Genomic DNA, 16548 nt, shown 5'->3' with positions numbered 1-16548 from the left:
GAGAAGACTCATGGCAATCCGTAAGTACAAGCCGACAACACCGGGCCGTCGCGGCTCGAGCGTCTCGGACTTCGCCGAGATCACTCGGTCGACTCCCGAGAAGTCGCTGATCCGCCCGCTGCACGGCAGCGGTGGACGCAACGCGCACGGTCGTATCACCACCCGACACAAGGGTGGCGGACACAAGCGTGCCTACCGACTGATCGATTTCCGTCGCAACGACAAGGACGGAATCCCGGCCAAGGTCGCTCACATCGAGTACGACCCCAACCGCACCGCCAACATCGCGCTGCTGCACTACGCAGACGGTGAAAAGCGCTACATCATCGCCCCCAAGGGCATCGTGCAGGGTTCCCCGATCGAGTCCGGCGCAGGCGCCGACATCAAGCCGGGAAACAACCTGCCGCTGCGCAACATCCCCACCGGTACGACGATCCACGCTGTGGAGCTTCGCCCGGGCGGCGGTGCCAAGATGGCCCGCTCCGCAGGTGCGAGCATCCAACTCCTCGGCAAGGAAGGCGCCTACGCCACACTGCGTATGCCGTCCGGAGAAATCCGTCGCGTCGACGTGCGCTGCCGCGCATCCGTCGGCGAGGTCGGCAACGCCGAGCAGTCGAACATCAACTGGGGTAAAGCCGGCCGTATGCGGTGGAAGGGCGTTCGCCCGACCGTTCGCGGTGTCGTGATGAACCCGGTCGACCACCCGCACGGTGGCGGCGAGGGCAAGACCTCCGGTGGACGCCACCCGGTCAGCCCGTGGGGTAAGCCGGAAGGCCGTACCCGCAAGAACAAGGCAAGCGACAAGCTGATCGTTCGTCGCCGCCGTACCGGCAAGAACAAGCGCTAGGAGGGAGTGAAGGATGCCACGCAGCCTTAAGAAGGGCCCGTTCGTCGATGACCACCTCCTCGCGAAGGTGGATGTACAGAACGAAAAGGGAACCAAGCAGGTCATCAAGACCTGGTCCCGTCGTTCGACCATCATCCCGGACTTCATCGGCCACACGTTTGCAGTGCACGACGGCCGTAAGCACGTCCCCGTGTTCGTCTCCGACTCGATGGTCGGACACAAGCTCGGCGAGTTTGCACCGACCCGCACGTTCAAGGGTCACATCAAGGATGATCGGAAGGCGAAGAGGCGATGAGCAACACCGAAACCGCCAACCCGACTGCCAAGGCCGTAGCGAAGCACGTTCGCGTCACGCCCATGAAGGCACGTCGAGTTGTGGACCTGGTCCGCGGGCGCTCGGTTGAAGACGCCCTGAACATCCTGAAGTTCGCGCCGCAGGCAGCGAGCGAGCCGGTCGCCAAGGTGATCGCCTCCGCAGCAGCCAACGCCGAGAACAACCTCGACCTCGACCCGAGCACGCTTGTCGTCGCTACGGCGTTCGTGGACGAGGGCGCGACCCTCAAGCGGTTCCAGCCGCGTGCACAGGGACGTGCGTTCCGTATTCGCAAGCGCACCAGCCACATCACCGTGATCGTGGAGAGCCTGCCGAAGACCGGAACATCGACCCGTAATCGCCGGAAGGGAAGTGCTCAGTAGTGGGCCAGAAAATCAACCCGCACGGCTTCCGTCTCGGCATCACCACCGACTGGAAGTCTCGCTGGTACGCAGACAAGCAGTACGCGGAGTACGTCAAGGAAGACGTCGCGATCCGTAAGCTCCTCGCCACCGGCATGGAGCGCGCGGGCATCGCGAAGGTCGAGATCGAGCGCACCCGTGACCGTGTTCGCGTGGACATCCACACGGCACGACCGGGCATCGTCATCGGCCGCCGCGGCGCCGAAGCCGATCGCATCCGTTCCGAGCTCGAGAAGCTGACCGGCAAGCAGGTTCAGCTGAACATCCTCGAGGTCAAGAACGCCGAAGCAGAAGCACAGCTCGTCGCACAGGGTGTGGCCGAGCAGCTCAGCAACCGCGTTGCCTTCCGTCGCGCAATGCGCAAGGCCATCCAGTCGGCCATGCGTCAGCCCAACGTCAAGGGAATCCGCGTGCAGTGCTCCGGTCGTCTCGGCGGCGCCGAGATGTCCCGTTCGGAGTTCTACCGCGAAGGCCGTGTGCCGCTGCACACGCTTCGCGCGGACATCGACTACGGCCTCTACGAGGCCAAGACCACCTTCGGTCGCATCGGCGTCAAGGTCTGGATCTACAAGGGCGACATCGTCGGTGGCAAGCGTGAGCTCGCCGCCAACACGGCCGCACCGGCCGGGGATCGCCCGCGTCGTGAGCGTCCGAGCCGTCCGCGTCGTTCCGGAGCCACCGGCACCACTGCGACCAGCACCGAGGCCGGCCGCGCAGCGACCGCAACCGCCGATGCTCCCGCTACTGAACAGAATCAGGAGGGCTGACGCATGTTGATCCCACGGCGGGTCAAGCACCGCAAGCAGCACCACCCGAGCCGTTCGGGTGCCGCCAAGGGCGGTACCCAGGTGACCTTCGGTGACTACGGCATCCAGGCTCTCGAGCCTGCCTACATCACCAACCGGCAGATCGAGTCCGCTCGTATCGCCATGACCCGGCACATCAAGCGTGGCGGCAAGATCTGGATCAACATCTTCCCGGATCGCCCCCTCACGAAGAAGCCGGCCGAAACCCGCATGGGTTCCGGTAAGGGTTCGCCGGAGTGGTGGATTGCCAACGTCAAGCCCGGACGCGTTCTGTTCGAGATGACTTACCCCAACGAGGAGATCGCTCGCGAGGCCCTGCGCCGCGCGATGCACAAGCTCCCGTGCAAGTGCCGGATCGTGACCAGAGAGGAGCAGTTCTGATGGCTACTGGAACCCCAGCAGCAGAGCTCCGCGAGCTCAGTGAAGACGAGCTGGTCACCCGGCTCCGTGAGTCGAAGGAAGAGCTTTTCAACCTTCGTTTCCAGATGGCTACCGGCCAGATGGACAACAACCGACGACTGCGCACCGTTCGTCACGAGATCGCGCGCATCTACACCGTCCTGCGTGAGCGTGAGCTCGGACTCGCTGTGGGTCCGGATGCAGGTGACGCGGCATGAGTGAGGAAAAAGCAGTGAGCACAGAAGAGCGCGCGAGCCGTAAGGTCCGGGTCGGATACGTGGTGTCCGACAAGATGGAAAAGACGATCGTGGTCGAGCTCGAAGACCGCGTCAAGCACAAGCTCTACGGCAAGATCATCCGCCGTACGAGCAAGGTGAAGGCACACGACGAGAACGGCGTTGCCGGCGTCGGTGACCGCGTTCAGCTGATGGAAACCCGTCCGCTGTCCGCGACGAAGCACTGGCGTCTGGTGGAGGTTCTCGAAAAGGCCAAGTAAGCCTGATCGAGATCTCGAAACCCGATACAGCAGAACGGCCCGCCTCATTCGAGGCGGGCCGTTCTGCCGTTTGTGCGGCTATCGGCCGAGGGCAAGTCCGTCACGAGCGAGAGCGAGAACCTCTTCCTCGGTGGGCGGACTCTTGGGGTGATAGGTCAAGCACAGTGGTGTCTGGGTCTTCTGGAATCCCGAGCCTTCGATTGCCGCGTAGAACTGCCCGGTCGGCAAGCGCCCGATGTCGTCGACCCGACCGCCCTTGACCCGCGCCATCTCCTTGGCGGACTCGATCTGGGCGGGACTGTTGAGTAAACCGTAGAATTGCGTCGCCGCGTTCCCGGGAATTCGGTTGTGCAGCCCTTTGGGTGCCTGCGTCGCGAACACCAAACCCAACCCGTACTTTCGTGCCTGCGAAGCCAGCGCCAGAGTGCTTTCGGTCGATGTCACCGTCTTACCGGACGGGGCGAAGTTCTGCGCCTCGTCCATCACGAACAGTCCTCCCAGCGGACGATCACCTGCAGGGTTCTTCTTGATCCAGGCGAACAGCGCCATCTGCAGCTGATTCACGAACCCGTGCCGCTGCTCGTCGGACGATAGCCCGGAGAGGTTGACCACCGATACACGAGCACGCTTGCCCGGAGTCGGCGTCAGGAGCAGGCCGGGATCCATGGGGGAGCCGGCGCCACCGAACAGCGGATCGTTGGCCGTCGACGCCTTCAGATTCTCGGCCAGGTCTGCGGCGAGCGCCGACGCATTGCGCATGTCGCTGGTCCCGTCCGGCAGATTTTCGAGCATGTCGATCAAGTCTGCGAGCGAACCCTGCGAGCGTCGTGCGAAGTCGCCGACGGTCTGGGTGAGAACGGCGCGTAGATGCTGCGGTCGGGTACCGGAACCAGCCGCACCCGCCCGCGGCGCCAATGCCGCGACGGCGGAGTCGACCGCAGCATCGAGTTCGTCCGGGTCGTCGACAACGCTCGCGAAGTCCGGTAGCGCTTGCAGACTCAGTGGCCGACCGCCCGCTCGCCTCGGCGTCCAGACGAGTACCTCGGTGTGCTCGAGGTACTCGGCAGCTTTGACCTGGTCACCAGGGTCCCACGGCCGCGAGCCCGCAGGCCACGCCGTCCCGAGCCGAGTCAGGTCGTTGTTGGGGTCGATGATGATCGACGACACACCCTGCAGAGCGCACTCTTCGACCAATCGACGGATTAGTACGGTCTTGCCTGAACCCGAACCGGCGAAGATCGCCGTGTGTTTGCGCAACGCCTCGAGTTGAACCGACACCTGGCGACCGGAACCGACGACGATGCCGACCGGAACGGAGTGCGGTACCGGAGGTGATTCCGGATCCACGGGTGTCACCGGGCCCGGCGATGCCGTGAGACCGTCCGAAGCTGGGGCGGGGGACGAGGACACGTTCTCGGCTTCTCGATCCAGGCCGACGAGTGTGTCCCGAAAGAGCGTGATTCCGTGCGCCGGCCTGCGGGCGAGCAGCCAGGACTCCAGGCCGGGGGCACCCTCCCGTAACAGGGCTTGGACGGCGTGCAGAGTGGCTTCGTCCGTCGACGACAAGCGGACCGTCCGGCCGCCGGCGTCCTCGAAGGCCTGCAATACCGTCGCCGTCTTCGCGCCGGTGGGCCAGGCATGATTGCGGATCAAGAACAAACGACGGTTCTCGACATTCTTGTCCAGGCCCGCGGCGGCACTTGCCTTCTGGATGCGGTTGAGGACCGCGACAGCATTGGTTGCCGAGATGGACCGGTACGAGAAGTGCTCTTCGGCATCGGAGGCCGGTAGATGTTTCATACGCGCATGTAGTGCAGGCTTCGCGCCGGGCTGTGCGTCGAGGGTAAGGGCGTCGTCGCCGAGTTGACACTCGTGAATCCACGCAGTGAGTCCGTCCGCGAGAAGGGCAGGTAGCACCGAGTCCTCGAGATCCGGATCGAGAACCGAATCGGTGGATGCTGCGGTCAATTCCGCGAAACGTCGGTCGAATTCTGCGAAACCGTTTTCCGGAGAAGTGGTGCCGGCTACCGGTGCGGCTCCACCGCTCGGCGCTCCAGCGGCGGAAGTCTCGTCGAACGTGCGCAGTTCGACAACCCGGTCGGAGCTCAAGCACGAGCGAATGTGCTTGTCCGCCATGACGAGTAGTTGGCGCGGCGTGTAATTCGGCGCCTGGGTGAATGCGGACTCCGTGATCGGCCACGTGGGGTAGTCGGGTACGAAGCCGAGGTCGTGGTAACCGGCGGCGAATCGTCTCGCCAGCAACGACCGCCCGATGTCCGAAGACGGAATGCGTTCCAATGTCGCACTTCGGCGGAATCGGTCCTGCACGGATGCGGTCGCGCGGGTAGCGATCAATTCCCATGCGGCAGAGAGGCAGGAGACCACGGAGGCGGTGCGGCACATGGTTTCACGCAGTGCCATGAGGCCGTGCGCGATCTTCTCGACCAGAAGATCCTCCTCGCCGTCGTCGGCAAGATCGCTGCCCTGGCGAGATTGCGCGACCAGCGTGTCGATCTGGTCCACCGCGAGCACCGTCGGTCCGGTGATCGCCAGCAGACGCGAGATGTTCTCGGCGATGCCCTGATGGCCGAGTTTTGCCACCCGGATTCCCCACGTGGAGAACTCCGCGGGATCCACACTGTCGATGGACTGCAGGTACGCGTCACCGGTGTCCTGGAACGCAGGTTCGGCCGACGACAGCAACACCAACGCGCGAAGAGTGTGCTGCGAGGAGCGACGGTGTCGCGGGTGTGCACGGTAGAGCGCGGCGACGAAGGTTTCCAAGGACGCCGACGTGAGCGTGTCGAGGCCCAGAACCGAACGCCGGACCGTGTCGTCGACGCCGGCTTCGTCGGCGAGCCGGTTGAGCAGCCAGTCGAGTTGGGTCGGGTGTGAGATGGCCGGTCTGCCGAGATCCTCGAGCATTCCCACCAGAACCGAACGCCAGAAGTCCTCGGCATCGAGCAGGCGGATCAGGAAGAAGTAGCCGCCGTCGCGTTGCACCCGCTCGCGAACCTGTCCGAGCAGATGCGTCTTTCCCGAACCGGCCGGACCGTGGACGACCACTCCGAGCGGACTGGCGTCGCCGCCACGTGCGCCGTCCTGGAAGGCCGCCAGAACGTCTGCCATCGCATGCTCGTGCAGCCCCTGGACGTGAAGATCGCTCTGGGGGAGCCAGACGTCCTCCGGGGTGGGAGCCCAGCTCAGTCGTATCGATTCGAGCGCTGCCCGTTCCTCGGGTGTCATCTCGCCTCGATGGAGAACAGGTGGTTGTTCTGGTTGCCCAGGAACACGGCGGCCTCGCGATCTTCGGCGGTGATGGTCTTCTGGTTTTCTTCCGGAATCAGACTGACTCCGGACCGACGCTGAAGAGCGATGAGCGCACGATCGAAATCATCGCGGGACAGATCCGGCAGCGCCGGCCGGAGCCTGGCCAGTCGTACCCAGGCTCCGGGGGAGGAGGCCAGATCCGCGTAAGCGTGGGTGATCAGTGCTTCCACGTCCGTGCCCGCATCGGACGGGATCGACGAGGCCGGGTCCGACGATTCCGGCAAGAAGACTTCGGACGCGCGTAGGTCGTTTCGGTCGAAATGACGGCGAAGCCCGGCGAGGACGGTGAAGAGCGCCTTGGCCGGACTGAACGAACCGGCAGGTGCGGCGCTTCCGATCAGGTCGGCCGCAGTGGCCCACCCACGATCGGTGAGGGTGTGCGTGAACGGACGTACGTCGACATTGCTCTCGATCAGGCCCAGGGAATTGAGTTTGTTGCGGCCCGCCACTCGAAGTTCGGGACCGAGGGCTTTGAGCTCGGGGTTCGAGACCTCCCGGGATTCGGCCATCAGGACCAAGAGGACCAACGCCTCGTTAGGGGTCAGGTCGGAGTCGGTCACATCGATGTCCTTTCGGATTGCGTGGGCGCTGATCGTTCGGGCGAAAATCGGGCGGGCAGTGGACGAGGTTCGATCCGGACACCACCACCGAAGCGAGTGCGGCGCCGAGACAGGAACGTCTCCACAGTTCGTAGAACTGCGTCGAGATCGTCGGCCACCTGTTGATTGGTGAAACGCAGAACCGTGTATCCGTCGAGGTGAAGGGCATTGTCCCGCAATCGATCTGCGGCGTACTTGTAAGCGGATCGGTGGTCGTCACCGTCGAGCTCGACTACGCATTTCTCGTCGGCCCACAGCAGGTCGACACGGATCGGCGGATGCAGCGGGTTCGGTTGGTAAGTGGGGTTCCATTGTCGGCCGACTGCCCATCGGGTCGTGGCCATGGCAGCTTCGAACGCCAGTTCAGCCGCGCTGCCGGGATGAGGCCGTCCGGCGACGGGCGGAAACGTAAGGCCTCGATCACAGGGTGCGCCGACGGACTCCGGCACCGCGACGGAATGGAAGTCGGCGGGAATCTCGAGTGGCTCCCACGGTACCGTCACGACGGGAAAATGTTCGACGTCCGGGACTGGTGACCCGGTCAACCACACCACCACACCGCCGTGCAAGTTCAGCCACTCGCATGCCCACGACAGGGCGCGTCGGCGATCGGCGGGAAGAAGATCCGGGGCGGCAAGCAGCAAGGCGAGACGGCTGCGCTCGTACGACTGGGAGATCACTCGGGCGAGTCCGATCGCGCGGGTCTCGCGCGAGAAACCGGCGCGGTCGAAGCGTCGGCCCGTCACCGACGACTCTGCCAGCCGTTCGACGAACGGCCCGAAGTGTTCGGATGTCGCTGCCAGTTGCCGCGCGAGCGTGCGCGCTGTCAACACATCGAGGCGGCTGGTGGTGTCGAGGACTTCCCCGCCGGGGAGCCAGGCGGGGAAAAGCGCCTGCGCCGCCGATTCGAACTGAAGCAGGATGTCGTCGACTACCTCGGCCGCCGTGCTCACGTCGGCGATTCGGTAGCTGACAATCGCCAGATCACTCTCGGGCAGTGGGTCCGACCCGATCTGCAGCACGTCGAATGGTGCGCCGCGGACTGCGGCGACTCCCGTCGACGGCAGTGCGGACCAACGCATACTCGCCCCCCTGACCTAGTCGGACCATCATTCCAAACCCGCCCGACACAGTCGGTGGCGGTCCGTCCTGACGTGCCGTCTGAGCGCCGGCAAGCCGGTTCGCAGGAGTGCTTCCGGCAGCAGATCGACCGCACCGCACTGATCGGAATCGTCGGGCCGGGCAGAATTGCGCGGGTGGAAGGTCGCGGCAGTAGTACGTGAGTTCGAGGGAGATCTCGATTCGACGCCGAAGCCGGCACGACCGTGTCCGATCTGAACGAGCCACGGCCACAGGGCTTCCGGTGGCGTTCTCATCGTCACCGCATGGGTGCACGTCCAGTCCGCATCCGGTGCCGGTTCGGCGCCGGGCAGTTCCGCTGCCTCGGTCTCGGACGCACCCCATCGGATCGCTCCTGTACGTGCCTTCGAATCGGCAGTCCGAACGGTTCGATCCTTCATGTCGGAGCGCGGTGGATGCGTCGCCGCCGAGATGACGTCGGGGGTGACGAAAAGCGGACGCGGCCCTGACGTACCGGCCCGGATTTGGTTATCGGGGGACGAATCCCTACAATTGAACGGTTGCCTGTGGCAGAGGTGTGTCTTCACGTGCGCAGCTCGACTTCGGTATTTGCAGTGGATCGGGTAACCGATCCAGCTCGGACACCACGCAGGCGGCATTGACCGCGCGCACCGGGTCGGTAATCCGTTGCGCACGAAATTCCAGGTCTAGGGAGATCAAGTGATTCAGCAGGAGTCGCGACTTCGCGTCGCCGACAACACGGGTGCCAAGGAGATTCTCTGCATCCGCGTTCTCGGTGGTTCGTCACGTCGCTACGCCGGGATCGGTGACGTCATCGTCGCCACCGTCAAGGACGCCATCCCGGGCGGCAACATCAAGAAGGGTGAGGTCGTCAAGGCCGTCATCGTCCGCACGACCAAGGAGCGCCGTCGTCCGGACGGTTCCTACATCAAGTTCGACGAGAACGCAGCAGTGCTCATCAAGGCTGACAGCGATCCCCGTGGAACTCGCATCTTCGGACCCGTCGGTCGCGAGCTGCGTGAGAAGAAGTTCATGAAGATCGTCTCGCTCGCCCCGGAGGTGCTGTGATGAAGGTGCACAAGGGTGACACCGTTCTGGTCATCGCCGGTAAGGACAAGGGCGCGAAGGGCAAGGTCATTCAGGCCTTCCCCGCAACCGACAAGGTCCTCGTCGAAGGCGTGAACCGAATCAAGAAGCACACCGCGGTTTCCGCGAACGAGCGCGGAGCATCCTCCGGCGGCATCGTCACGCAGGAAGCCCCGATCCACGTTTCCAACGTCGCAGTGGTCGACTCGGACGGAAACCCCACTCGCGTGGGCTACCGCACCGACGAAGAGTCCGGCAAGCGCGTTCGGATTTCCCGGAAGAACGGGAAGGACATCTGACATGACCTCCACCGAAAACAAGGTCCAGCCGCGCCTCAAGGCACGCTACCGCGCTGAGATCAAGGACGCGCTCAACAGCGAGTTCGCCTACGCAAACGTCATGCAGATCCCCGGTGTCGTGAAGGTTGTCGTCAACATGGGCGTCGGCGACGCTGCCCGTGACGCCAAGCTCATCAACGGCGCTGTCCACGACCTCTCGCTGATCACGGGCCAGAAGCCCGAGATCCGTAAGGCACGTAAGTCCATCGCGCAGTTCAAGCTTCGCGAAGGCATGCCGATCGGTGCACGCGTCACCCTCCGTGGCGACCGCATGTGGGAGTTCCTGGACCGTCTCGTGTCCGTCGCGCTTCCCCGTATCCGCGACTTCCGCGGCCTGTCGGGAAACCAGTTCGACGGCAACGGCAACTACACGTTCGGCCTCAACGAGCAGTCGATGTTCCACGAGATCGACGTGGACAAGATCGATCGCCCCCGCGGCATGGACATCACCGTAGTGACCACCGCAACCAACAACGAAGAAGGCCGTGCACTGCTCAAGCACCTCGGCTTCCCGTTCAAGGAGAACTGAGCGCATGGCTAAGAAGGCATTGGTCAACAAGGCCAACAAGAAGCCCAAGTTCGCGGTTCGCGCCTACACCCGCTGCCAGCGGTGCGGTCGCCCCCACTCGGTGTTCCGCAAGTTCGGCCTGTGCCGTATCTGCGTTCGCGAGATGGCTCACGCCGGCGAGCTTCCCGGAGTTCACAAGAGCTCTTGGTGATCTGAGGCCCTCCGGCTTCGACACACCACGCTGACGGGCGTGGGTTCCGCGAGGAACCCACGCCCGTTTTGTCGTTTTCGCACCACGAGGCCTCACCGATGGTGACACCGCGCACGTGTCGTGGTCCGCAACACAATGATGTGGACATGCAAGTCGATGTTCCCTACACTAGAGCGGTTGCCGTGGCTGCCGCATGTCTGCGATCGCCTCGGTAACGTACGCCGCCTGACACAAGTCGGACGGCCCAGCCGAATTGCTGGAGGCCCACGATCGGATTCGTCCGGTGGTGCATGGGAACCACAGCGAGAAAGGTGTCGAGGTCGCACTATGACCATGACCGACCCCATCGCAGACTTCTTGACGCGTCTGCGCAACGCCAACACGGCGTACCACGATGAGGTGAAGCTTCCCCACTCGAAGATCAAGGCGAACATCGCCGAGATCCTCAAGCGTGAGGGCTACATCTCCGACTTCCGTACCGAGGACGCAGAGGTCGGCAAGACCCTCGTCGTCGATCTGAAGTACGGCCCCAGCCGCGAGCGTAGCCTCGCCGGCGTTCGTCGCGTTTCCAAGCCCGGCCTCCGGGTTTACGCGAAGTCCACCAACCTGCCCAAGGTCCTCGGAGGCCTCGGCGTGGCGATCATCTCCACGTCGTCCGGTCTACTCACCGATCGCCAGGCGGCCAATCAAGGAGTAGGCGGGGAAGTCCTCGCCTACGTCTGGTAAGGGAGGCCACCACAATGTCGCGTATTGGAAAGATTCCGGTCAACGTCCCCGCGGGCGTCGACGTCACCATCGCCGGCCAGGATGTCACCGTCAAGGGTCCCAAGGGCACCCTCGCGTTGACCATCTCCGAGCCCATCGCCATCGCCAAGGCAGAGGACGGCTCGCTGAGCATCACTCGCCCTGACGACGAGCGTCGCAGCCGCGCGCTCCACGGTCTGTCGCGGACCCTGGTCGCGAACATCATCACCGGTGTCACCGAGGGTTACACCAAGAAGATGGAGATCCACGGTGTCGGTTACCGTGTGGCACTGAAGGGCCAGGACCTCGAGTTCTCGCTCGGCTACAGCCATCCGGTCCCGATCGAGGCTCCCGAAGGCATCACCTTCGTCGTCGAGTCGCCCACCCGGTTCTCGGTGTCCGGCATCGACAAGCAGAAGGTCGGGCAGATCTCGGCCAACATCCGTCGTCTCCGTCGTCCCGACCCGTACAAGGGCAAGGGCGTGCGGTACGAGGGTGAGCAGATCCGCCGCAAGGTCGGAAAGACGGGTAAGTGATATGAGCCAGACTGCAAACCAGAAAGCCAAGCGGGTTCCGCTGGGCAAGGATGCGTCCACCAAGCGTCGTCTGTCGAAGACGCGTCGTCACTTCCGTCTTCGCAAGAAGGTGTCCGGCACCCCCGAGCGTCCCCGCTTGGTTGTCAACCGGTCCTCTCGCCACATCCACGTCCAGCTCGTGGACGACCTGGCCGGCCCGCACCTTGGCCGCCGCGTCGACCATCGAGGCGGACGTGCGCGTTGCCGAAGGCGACAAGAAGGCTGCGAGCGCGAAGGTCGGTCAGCTGATCGCCGAGCGCGCGAAGGCTGCCGGAGTGGAAGCTGTGGTCTTCGACCACGGTGGACACGGCTACCACGGTCGCATCGCGGCTTTGGCAGACGCAGCTCGCGAAGGCGGGTTGAAGTTCTGATGACCATCATTTTCAACGGAAGGACAGCCTGATGCCGGGACGTCAAAGGCGTGACGGCGGCAGCGGACCCGCCGGACAGAATGGCCCCAACAGCGGTGACAACAGCAACGCTCGTGGGGACAACCGTGGTGGCGGCCGTGACCGCCGCGACGGTGGACGTGGCGGAAACGCTGCGGAGAAGTCACAGTTCATCGAGCGCGTTGTCACGATCAACCGCGTCTCCAAGGTCGTCAAGGGTGGTCGTCGCTTCAGCTTCACCGCTCTCGTGATCGTCGGAGACGGCAACGGACTGGTCGGCGTCGGCTACGGAAAGGCCAAGGAAGTTCCCGCGGCCATCCAGAAGGGCGTCGAGGAGGCTCGCAAGAGCTTCTTCCGGGTCCCGATGATCGGCAACACCATCACGCACCCCGTCCAGGGTGAGGCCGCAGCAGGCATCGTCATGCTGCGTCCGGCAACCCCGGGTACCGGCGTCATCGCCGGTGGCGCGGTGCGTGCCGTGCTGGAATGCGCCGGCATCGCCGACATCCTGTCGAAGTCGCTCGGTAGCGACAACGCCATCAACGTCGTGCATGCGACCGTTGCTGCGCTCAAGGGTCTGCAGCGTCCCGAGGAAGTTGCGGCTCGCCGCGGCCTCACCCTCGAAGAGGTTGCACCCGCCGGCATGCTGCGCGCTCGCGCACAGGCAGCTGGGAGTGTGAAGTAATGGCAGAACTCAAGGTCACTCAGATCAAGAGCACCATCGGAACCAAGCAGAACCAGAGGAATTCTCTGCGCACGCTCGGTCTCAAAGGCATTCGTCAGACCGTGGTCCGTGAGGACAACGCACAGAACCGTGGTCTGATCAATGTGGTGCGCCACCTCGTCACAGTTGAGGAGGTCTAACCATGACCATCAAACTGCACCACCTGCGCCCCGCACCCGGAGCCAAGTCCAACAAGATTCGTGTTGGTCGTGGTGAAGGCGGCAAGCGCGGCAAGACCGCAGGTCGCGGTACCAAGGGCACCAAGGCACGTAACACCGTGCGCGTGGGCTTCGAGGGTGGACAGATGCCTCTCCAGATGCGTCTGCCCAAGCTCAAGGGCTTCACGAACCCGTTCCGCACCGAGTACCAGGTCGTCAACGTCGGCGACATCGCCCGTCTGTTCCCCGAAGGTGGAGCGATCACGGTCGAGGATCTCGTTGCCAAGGGCGCTGTGCGCAAGAACCAGCTCGTCAAGGTTCTCGGCGACGGCGAACTGACTGTTGCCGTTCAGGTGACCGTCGACAAGTTCACCGGTTCGGCCAAGGAGAAGATCGCTGCTGCCGGTGGGACGACCACCGAGCTGTGAGTTCTCCCACGTAGCTAGGCAGATGGCCGCAGCGCAGCGTTTGTTGCGTTGCGGCCATCACTGTCTCCACACCCTTCGGTGCTCGGCGACTTTCGATGTACCAGGCGCGGTCCCGTAGTCTGGGCCGCAGTGGTAAACCTGTTTCGGGGTGACCCGGTTTTCGTGGTCTGCCCTCTTACTTCTCAAATGCTCACTGTTAGAGTTCAACAGTTCGACAGGTCAAACGATCTGTCTCCCTACCGTCGTGCCAGGAGGATCTTTGCTTTCCGCCTTCGTCTCGGCCCTCAGGACCCCTGACCTGAGGCGGAAGATCCTCTTCACCCTCGGTTTGGTGGCCCTCTATCGGGTCGGCGCTCTTCTGCCATCTCCCGGTGTCGACTATTCCCGCGTCCGCGCGTGCATCGACATCGCCAACTCGGGCGATTCCGCGGGTATCTACTCGTTGATCAACCTGTTCTCCGGCGGCGCGTTGCTGCAGCTGTCGGTATTCGCGATCGGCATCATGCCGTACATCACCGCGAGCATCATCGTGCAGTTGTTGACCGTCGTCATCCCGAAGTTCGAGGAACTTCGCAAGGAAGGCCAGTCCGGCCAGGCCAAGATGACGCAGTACACGCGTTACCTGTCGATCGCTCTGGCTGTGCTGCAGTCCACCGGCATCGTGGCGTTGGCCGCGCGTGGCCAACTCTTGCAGGGCTGCGACGACATCATCGCCGACAAGTCCATCTTCGGGCTAGTCATCCTCGTGCTCGTCATGACCGCCGGTGCCGCAGTGGTGATGTGGTTCGGTGAGGTCATCACCGAACGCGGCGTCGGTAACGGTATGTCGCTGCTCATCTTCGCCGGTATCGCCTCGCGTATTCCGACCGAAGGCAAGTCGATTCTCGACAGCCGTGGGGGACTGGTCTTTGCGCTCGTCTGCGTCGCAGCTTTCCTGATCATCGCCGGCGTCGTGTTCGTCGAGCAGGGTCAACGCCGCATTCCGGTGCAGTACGCCAAACGCATGGTGGGGCGCAAGATGTACGGCGGCTCGTCCACGTACCTGCCGCTAAAGGTCAACCAGGCGGGTGTCATCCCGGTGATCTTCGCGTCCTCGTTGCTCTATCTCCCCAACCTCATCGCGCAGCTGACCTCGGCCAGCACTGCGGTCGATCCGAGTTGGTGGCAGCGCCTGATCAACACGTACCTGGTCAACCCCGCCAACCCGGTCTACATCCTGATCTACTTCGGCCTGATCGTCTTCTTCACCTACTTCTACGTCGCCATCACCTTCAACCCTGAAGAGCGTGCGGACGAGATGAAGAAGTTCGGTGGCTTCATCCCCGGTATCCGCCCCGGTCAACCCACTGCGGATTACCTCAACTACGTGCTGAGTCGCATCACCCTTCCTGGTGCGATCTACCTCGGCACCATTGCTGTTCTGCCCAACCTGTTCCTCGATATCGGAAACGGCGGCGGCGCACAGAATCTGCCGTTCGGTGGCACCGCAGTGCTGATCATGGTCAGCGTCGGCCTCGACACCGTGAAGCAGATCGAGAGTCAGCTCATGCAGCGAAACTACGAAGGGTTCCTCAAGTGAGACTTGTCCTCCTTGGTCCTCCCGGTGCCGGCAAAGGCACCCAGGCCGCGATCCTGTCCGAGAAGTTCGGTGTTCCCCACATCTCCACGGGTGATCTCTTCCGCGCGAACATCGGCCAGGCCACCGCTCTCGGAGTGGAAGCGAAGAAGTACATCGACGCCGGTGAACTCGTTCCCAGCTCGATCACCAACGACATGGTGAAGGCCCGGGTTTCCGAACCCGATGCAGCCAACGGCTTTCTGTTGGACGGCTTCCCCCGCTCGGTGGAGCAGGCGAAGGCTCTCGAAGGGATTCTCGACGAGCTCGACGTCAAGCTCGACGGAGTGCTTTCCTTCGTCGTCGACGAGGACATCGTCGTCGAGCGCATGCTTGCGCGTGGGGCGTGCAGACGACACCGAGGACGTCATCCGCAACCGTCTCCGGGTGTACCGCGACGAGACGTCTCCGTTGTTCGACTACTACCAGGGCAGCATCGTCTCCGTCGACGCCATCGGTGAAGTCGAAGAAGTGAACTCTCGCGCTCTGGCAGCACTGGGCAAATAATGGTTTTCGGGCGTAAGCGCAAGGTTGTCCCTTTCCGTTCGGCTGGTGAACTCGACGCGATGGCTGCGGCGGGTGCAATTGTGGGTTCTGCGCTGGTAGCGGTGCGGGAAGCGGCAAAGCCCGGGGTGAGCACCCTGGAGCTGAACGCGGTGGCGGAAGCTGTGATCCGCGACGCCGGCGCAGTGCCGTCGTTTCTCGGATACCACGGCTTCACCGGGTCGATCTGCTCGTCGGTCAATGATCGAGTCGTGCACGGAATTCCTTCGGCGCAGGACGTCCTGGCCGAGGGTGATCTCGTCTCGATCGACTGCGGCGCCATTCTCGACGGATGGCACGGCGATTCGGCCTGGACGTTCGGGATCGGTCAGCTCAGCGAGGCCGACGATCAGCTCAGCGAAGCGACAAGGCTGTCGATGGAAGCCGGTATCGCGGCGATGATCGCCGGCAACCGGCTCACCGACGTCTCACACGCGATCGAACTCGGAACCCGGGCCGCGGAAAAGCTGCACGGCCGTTCCTACGGGATCGTGGACGGCTACGGCGGGCACGGTATCGGTCGTGAAATGCACATGGATCCGTTTCTCGCCAACGAAGGCGCTCCCGGTAAGGGGCCGGAGTTGGTCGTGGGTTCGTGCTTGGCCATCGAGCCGATGCTCACGCTCGGTACCCCCGACACGGTCGTCCTCGAGGACGACTGGACCGTGGTGACCACCGACGGCACTCGCGCCGCGCACTGGGAACACACGGTGGCAGTCACCGAAGACGGCCCGCGAATCCTGACGCCACGTCCGTAACCCGTGATCGACTGTCGCCGAAAGTTGTTGTCGGCGAGAGTGTTCTGATTGACGAGGGAGTCCCGGCCACGAAATTCGTGGCCGGGACCTCTGTGTCTCGCGGGTCCGATCGCAGGTTCGGGCAGGGGCGCATTTGGCCTGGTCGTCGACTTCGCGTA

Annotated in this window: 21 protein-coding genes and 2 pseudogenes; 20 read left to right on the top strand and 3 right to left on the bottom strand. The window is 63.6% G+C overall.

Translation table 11 applies throughout. The features are described 5' to 3' along the window. Positions 1-10: 10 nt before the first annotated feature. The 7 genes from rplB to rpsQ are packed head-to-tail and all read left to right on the top strand — an operon-like array spanning position 11 to position 3283. Positions 11-847 carry a 50S ribosomal protein L2 gene (rplB, locus tag ABH922_RS16145; RefSeq protein ID WP_424807871.1) on the top strand — a complete coding sequence of 279 codons (837 nt, stop codon included), beginning with the start codon at positions 11-13 and terminating at the stop codon, positions 845-847. A 13-nt stretch (positions 848-860) separates the two neighbouring features. Further along, positions 861-1142, top strand: a complete 282-nt coding sequence (rpsS, locus tag ABH922_RS16140) for a 30S ribosomal protein S19 (RefSeq protein ID WP_003940820.1) — start codon at positions 861-863, stop codon at positions 1140-1142. Then, a complete protein-coding gene (gene rplV, locus ABH922_RS16135; RefSeq protein WP_003940717.1) occupies positions 1139-1543 on the top strand; it encodes a 50S ribosomal protein L22 in 405 nt (134 codons plus the stop codon). Before rpsS ends, rplV begins: the two co-directional genes overlap by 4 nt. Beyond that, positions 1543-2349: a 30S ribosomal protein S3 gene (rpsC, locus tag ABH922_RS16130; RefSeq protein WP_003941003.1), complete on the top strand. Its 807-nt coding sequence runs from the start codon at positions 1543-1545 to the stop codon at positions 2347-2349. Before rplV ends, rpsC begins: the two co-directional genes overlap by 1 nt. Before the next feature lie 3 nt (positions 2350-2352). After that, positions 2353-2769 carry a 50S ribosomal protein L16 gene (gene rplP, locus ABH922_RS16125; protein WP_003940899.1) on the top strand — a complete coding sequence of 139 codons (417 nt, stop codon included), beginning with the start codon at positions 2353-2355 and terminating at the stop codon, positions 2767-2769. Continuing rightward, positions 2769-3005 carry a 50S ribosomal protein L29 gene (gene rpmC / locus ABH922_RS16120; protein WP_003940734.1) on the top strand — a complete coding sequence of 79 codons (237 nt, stop codon included), beginning with the start codon at positions 2769-2771 and terminating at the stop codon, positions 3003-3005. The genes rplP and rpmC overlap by 1 nt, the downstream gene beginning before the upstream one ends. Continuing rightward, positions 3002-3283: a 30S ribosomal protein S17 gene (rpsQ, locus tag ABH922_RS16115; protein WP_094271913.1), complete on the top strand. Its 282-nt coding sequence runs from the start codon at positions 3002-3004 to the stop codon at positions 3281-3283. The genes rpmC and rpsQ overlap by 4 nt, the downstream gene beginning before the upstream one ends. Positions 3284-3361: 78 nt before the next feature. On the opposite strand, the gene ABH922_RS16110 is transcribed toward rpsQ, so the two are convergent. From ABH922_RS16110 to ABH922_RS16100, 3 genes are read right to left on the bottom strand one after another with little or no spacing between them, the layout of a single operon-like run. Continuing rightward, positions 3362-6529 carry a helicase HerA domain-containing protein gene (locus ABH922_RS16110; RefSeq protein WP_424807870.1) on the bottom strand — a complete coding sequence of 1056 codons (3168 nt, stop codon included), beginning with the start codon at positions 6527-6529 and terminating at the stop codon, positions 3362-3364. Then, entirely contained in the window at positions 6526-7173 is a 648-nt protein-coding gene (locus ABH922_RS16105; RefSeq protein WP_424807869.1) for a hypothetical protein, read from the bottom strand. The genes ABH922_RS16110 and ABH922_RS16105 overlap by 4 nt, the downstream gene beginning before the upstream one ends. Further along, positions 7170-8294, bottom strand: a complete 1125-nt coding sequence (locus tag ABH922_RS16100) for an endonuclease domain-containing protein (protein ID WP_424807868.1) — start codon at positions 8292-8294, stop codon at positions 7170-7172. Before ABH922_RS16100 ends, ABH922_RS16105 begins: the two co-directional genes overlap by 4 nt. A 718-nt stretch (positions 8295-9012) precedes the next feature. Between ABH922_RS16100 and rplN the strand changes: the two genes are divergently transcribed. The 13 genes and pseudogenes from rplN to map all read left to right on the top strand — a co-directional run bounded on the left by rplN (position 9013) and on the right by map (position 16390). Beyond that, positions 9013-9381, top strand: a complete 369-nt coding sequence (gene rplN, locus ABH922_RS16095; RefSeq protein ID WP_424807867.1) for a 50S ribosomal protein L14 — start codon at positions 9013-9015, stop codon at positions 9379-9381. Then, positions 9381-9698 (top strand): 50S ribosomal protein L24, encoded by a 318-nt coding sequence (gene rplX, locus ABH922_RS16090; RefSeq protein WP_424807866.1) that lies wholly within the window; start codon positions 9381-9383, stop codon positions 9696-9698. The genes rplN and rplX overlap by 1 nt, the downstream gene beginning before the upstream one ends. Before the next feature lies 1 nt (position 9699). Beyond that, positions 9700-10266, top strand: a complete 567-nt coding sequence (rplE, locus tag ABH922_RS16085) for a 50S ribosomal protein L5 (protein ID WP_424807865.1) — start codon at positions 9700-9702, stop codon at positions 10264-10266. Positions 10267-10270: 4 nt separating this feature from the next. Beyond that, a complete protein-coding gene (locus tag ABH922_RS16080) occupies positions 10271-10456 on the top strand; it encodes a type Z 30S ribosomal protein S14 (RefSeq protein ID WP_005239644.1) in 186 nt (61 codons plus the stop codon). 327 nt (positions 10457-10783) lie between these two features. Then, on the top strand, positions 10784-11182 hold the full coding sequence (gene rpsH, locus ABH922_RS16075) for a 30S ribosomal protein S8 (protein ID WP_033231371.1): 399 nt from the start codon (positions 10784-10786) through the stop codon (positions 11180-11182). A gap of 14 nt (positions 11183-11196) precedes the next feature. Next, positions 11197-11736, top strand: coding sequence for a 50S ribosomal protein L6 (gene rplF, locus ABH922_RS16070; RefSeq protein WP_424807864.1), 540 nt, complete (start codon positions 11197-11199; stop codon positions 11734-11736). Position 11737: 1 nt separating this feature from the next. Next, positions 11738-12146: pseudogene (gene rplR, locus ABH922_RS16065) on the top strand (50S ribosomal protein L18). A 31-nt stretch (positions 12147-12177) separates the two neighbouring features. Next, positions 12178-12849, top strand: coding sequence for a 30S ribosomal protein S5 (gene rpsE / locus ABH922_RS16060; RefSeq protein WP_424807863.1), 672 nt, complete (start codon positions 12178-12180; stop codon positions 12847-12849). After that, a complete protein-coding gene (gene rpmD / locus ABH922_RS16055; protein WP_005253859.1) occupies positions 12849-13028 on the top strand; it encodes a 50S ribosomal protein L30 in 180 nt (59 codons plus the stop codon). The genes rpsE and rpmD overlap by 1 nt, the downstream gene beginning before the upstream one ends. 2 nt (positions 13029-13030) lie before the next feature. After that, entirely contained in the window at positions 13031-13474 is a 444-nt protein-coding gene (gene rplO, locus ABH922_RS16050) for a 50S ribosomal protein L15 (RefSeq protein ID WP_424807862.1), read from the top strand. 259 nt (positions 13475-13733) lie between these two features. Beyond that, entirely contained in the window at positions 13734-15053 is a 1320-nt protein-coding gene (secY, locus tag ABH922_RS16045) for a preprotein translocase subunit SecY (RefSeq protein ID WP_424807861.1), read from the top strand. Further along, positions 15050-15596 (top strand): annotated as a pseudogene (locus ABH922_RS16040) (adenylate kinase). The gene secY and the pseudogene ABH922_RS16040 overlap by 4 nt, the downstream one beginning before the upstream one ends. Beyond that, positions 15596-16390, top strand: coding sequence for a type I methionyl aminopeptidase (map, locus tag ABH922_RS16035; protein ID WP_424807860.1), 795 nt, complete (start codon positions 15596-15598; stop codon positions 16388-16390). Before ABH922_RS16040 ends, map begins: the two are co-directional and overlap by 1 nt. The last annotated feature ends 158 nt before the right edge of the window (positions 16391-16548 follow it).

It is taken from the genome of Rhodococcus sp. 27YEA15 (assembly GCF_049739425.1).
Taxonomy (GTDB): Bacteria; Actinomycetota; Actinomycetes; order Mycobacteriales; family Mycobacteriaceae; genus Rhodococcus_F.
This window is presented reverse-complemented; position numbering and strand designations above follow the sequence as displayed.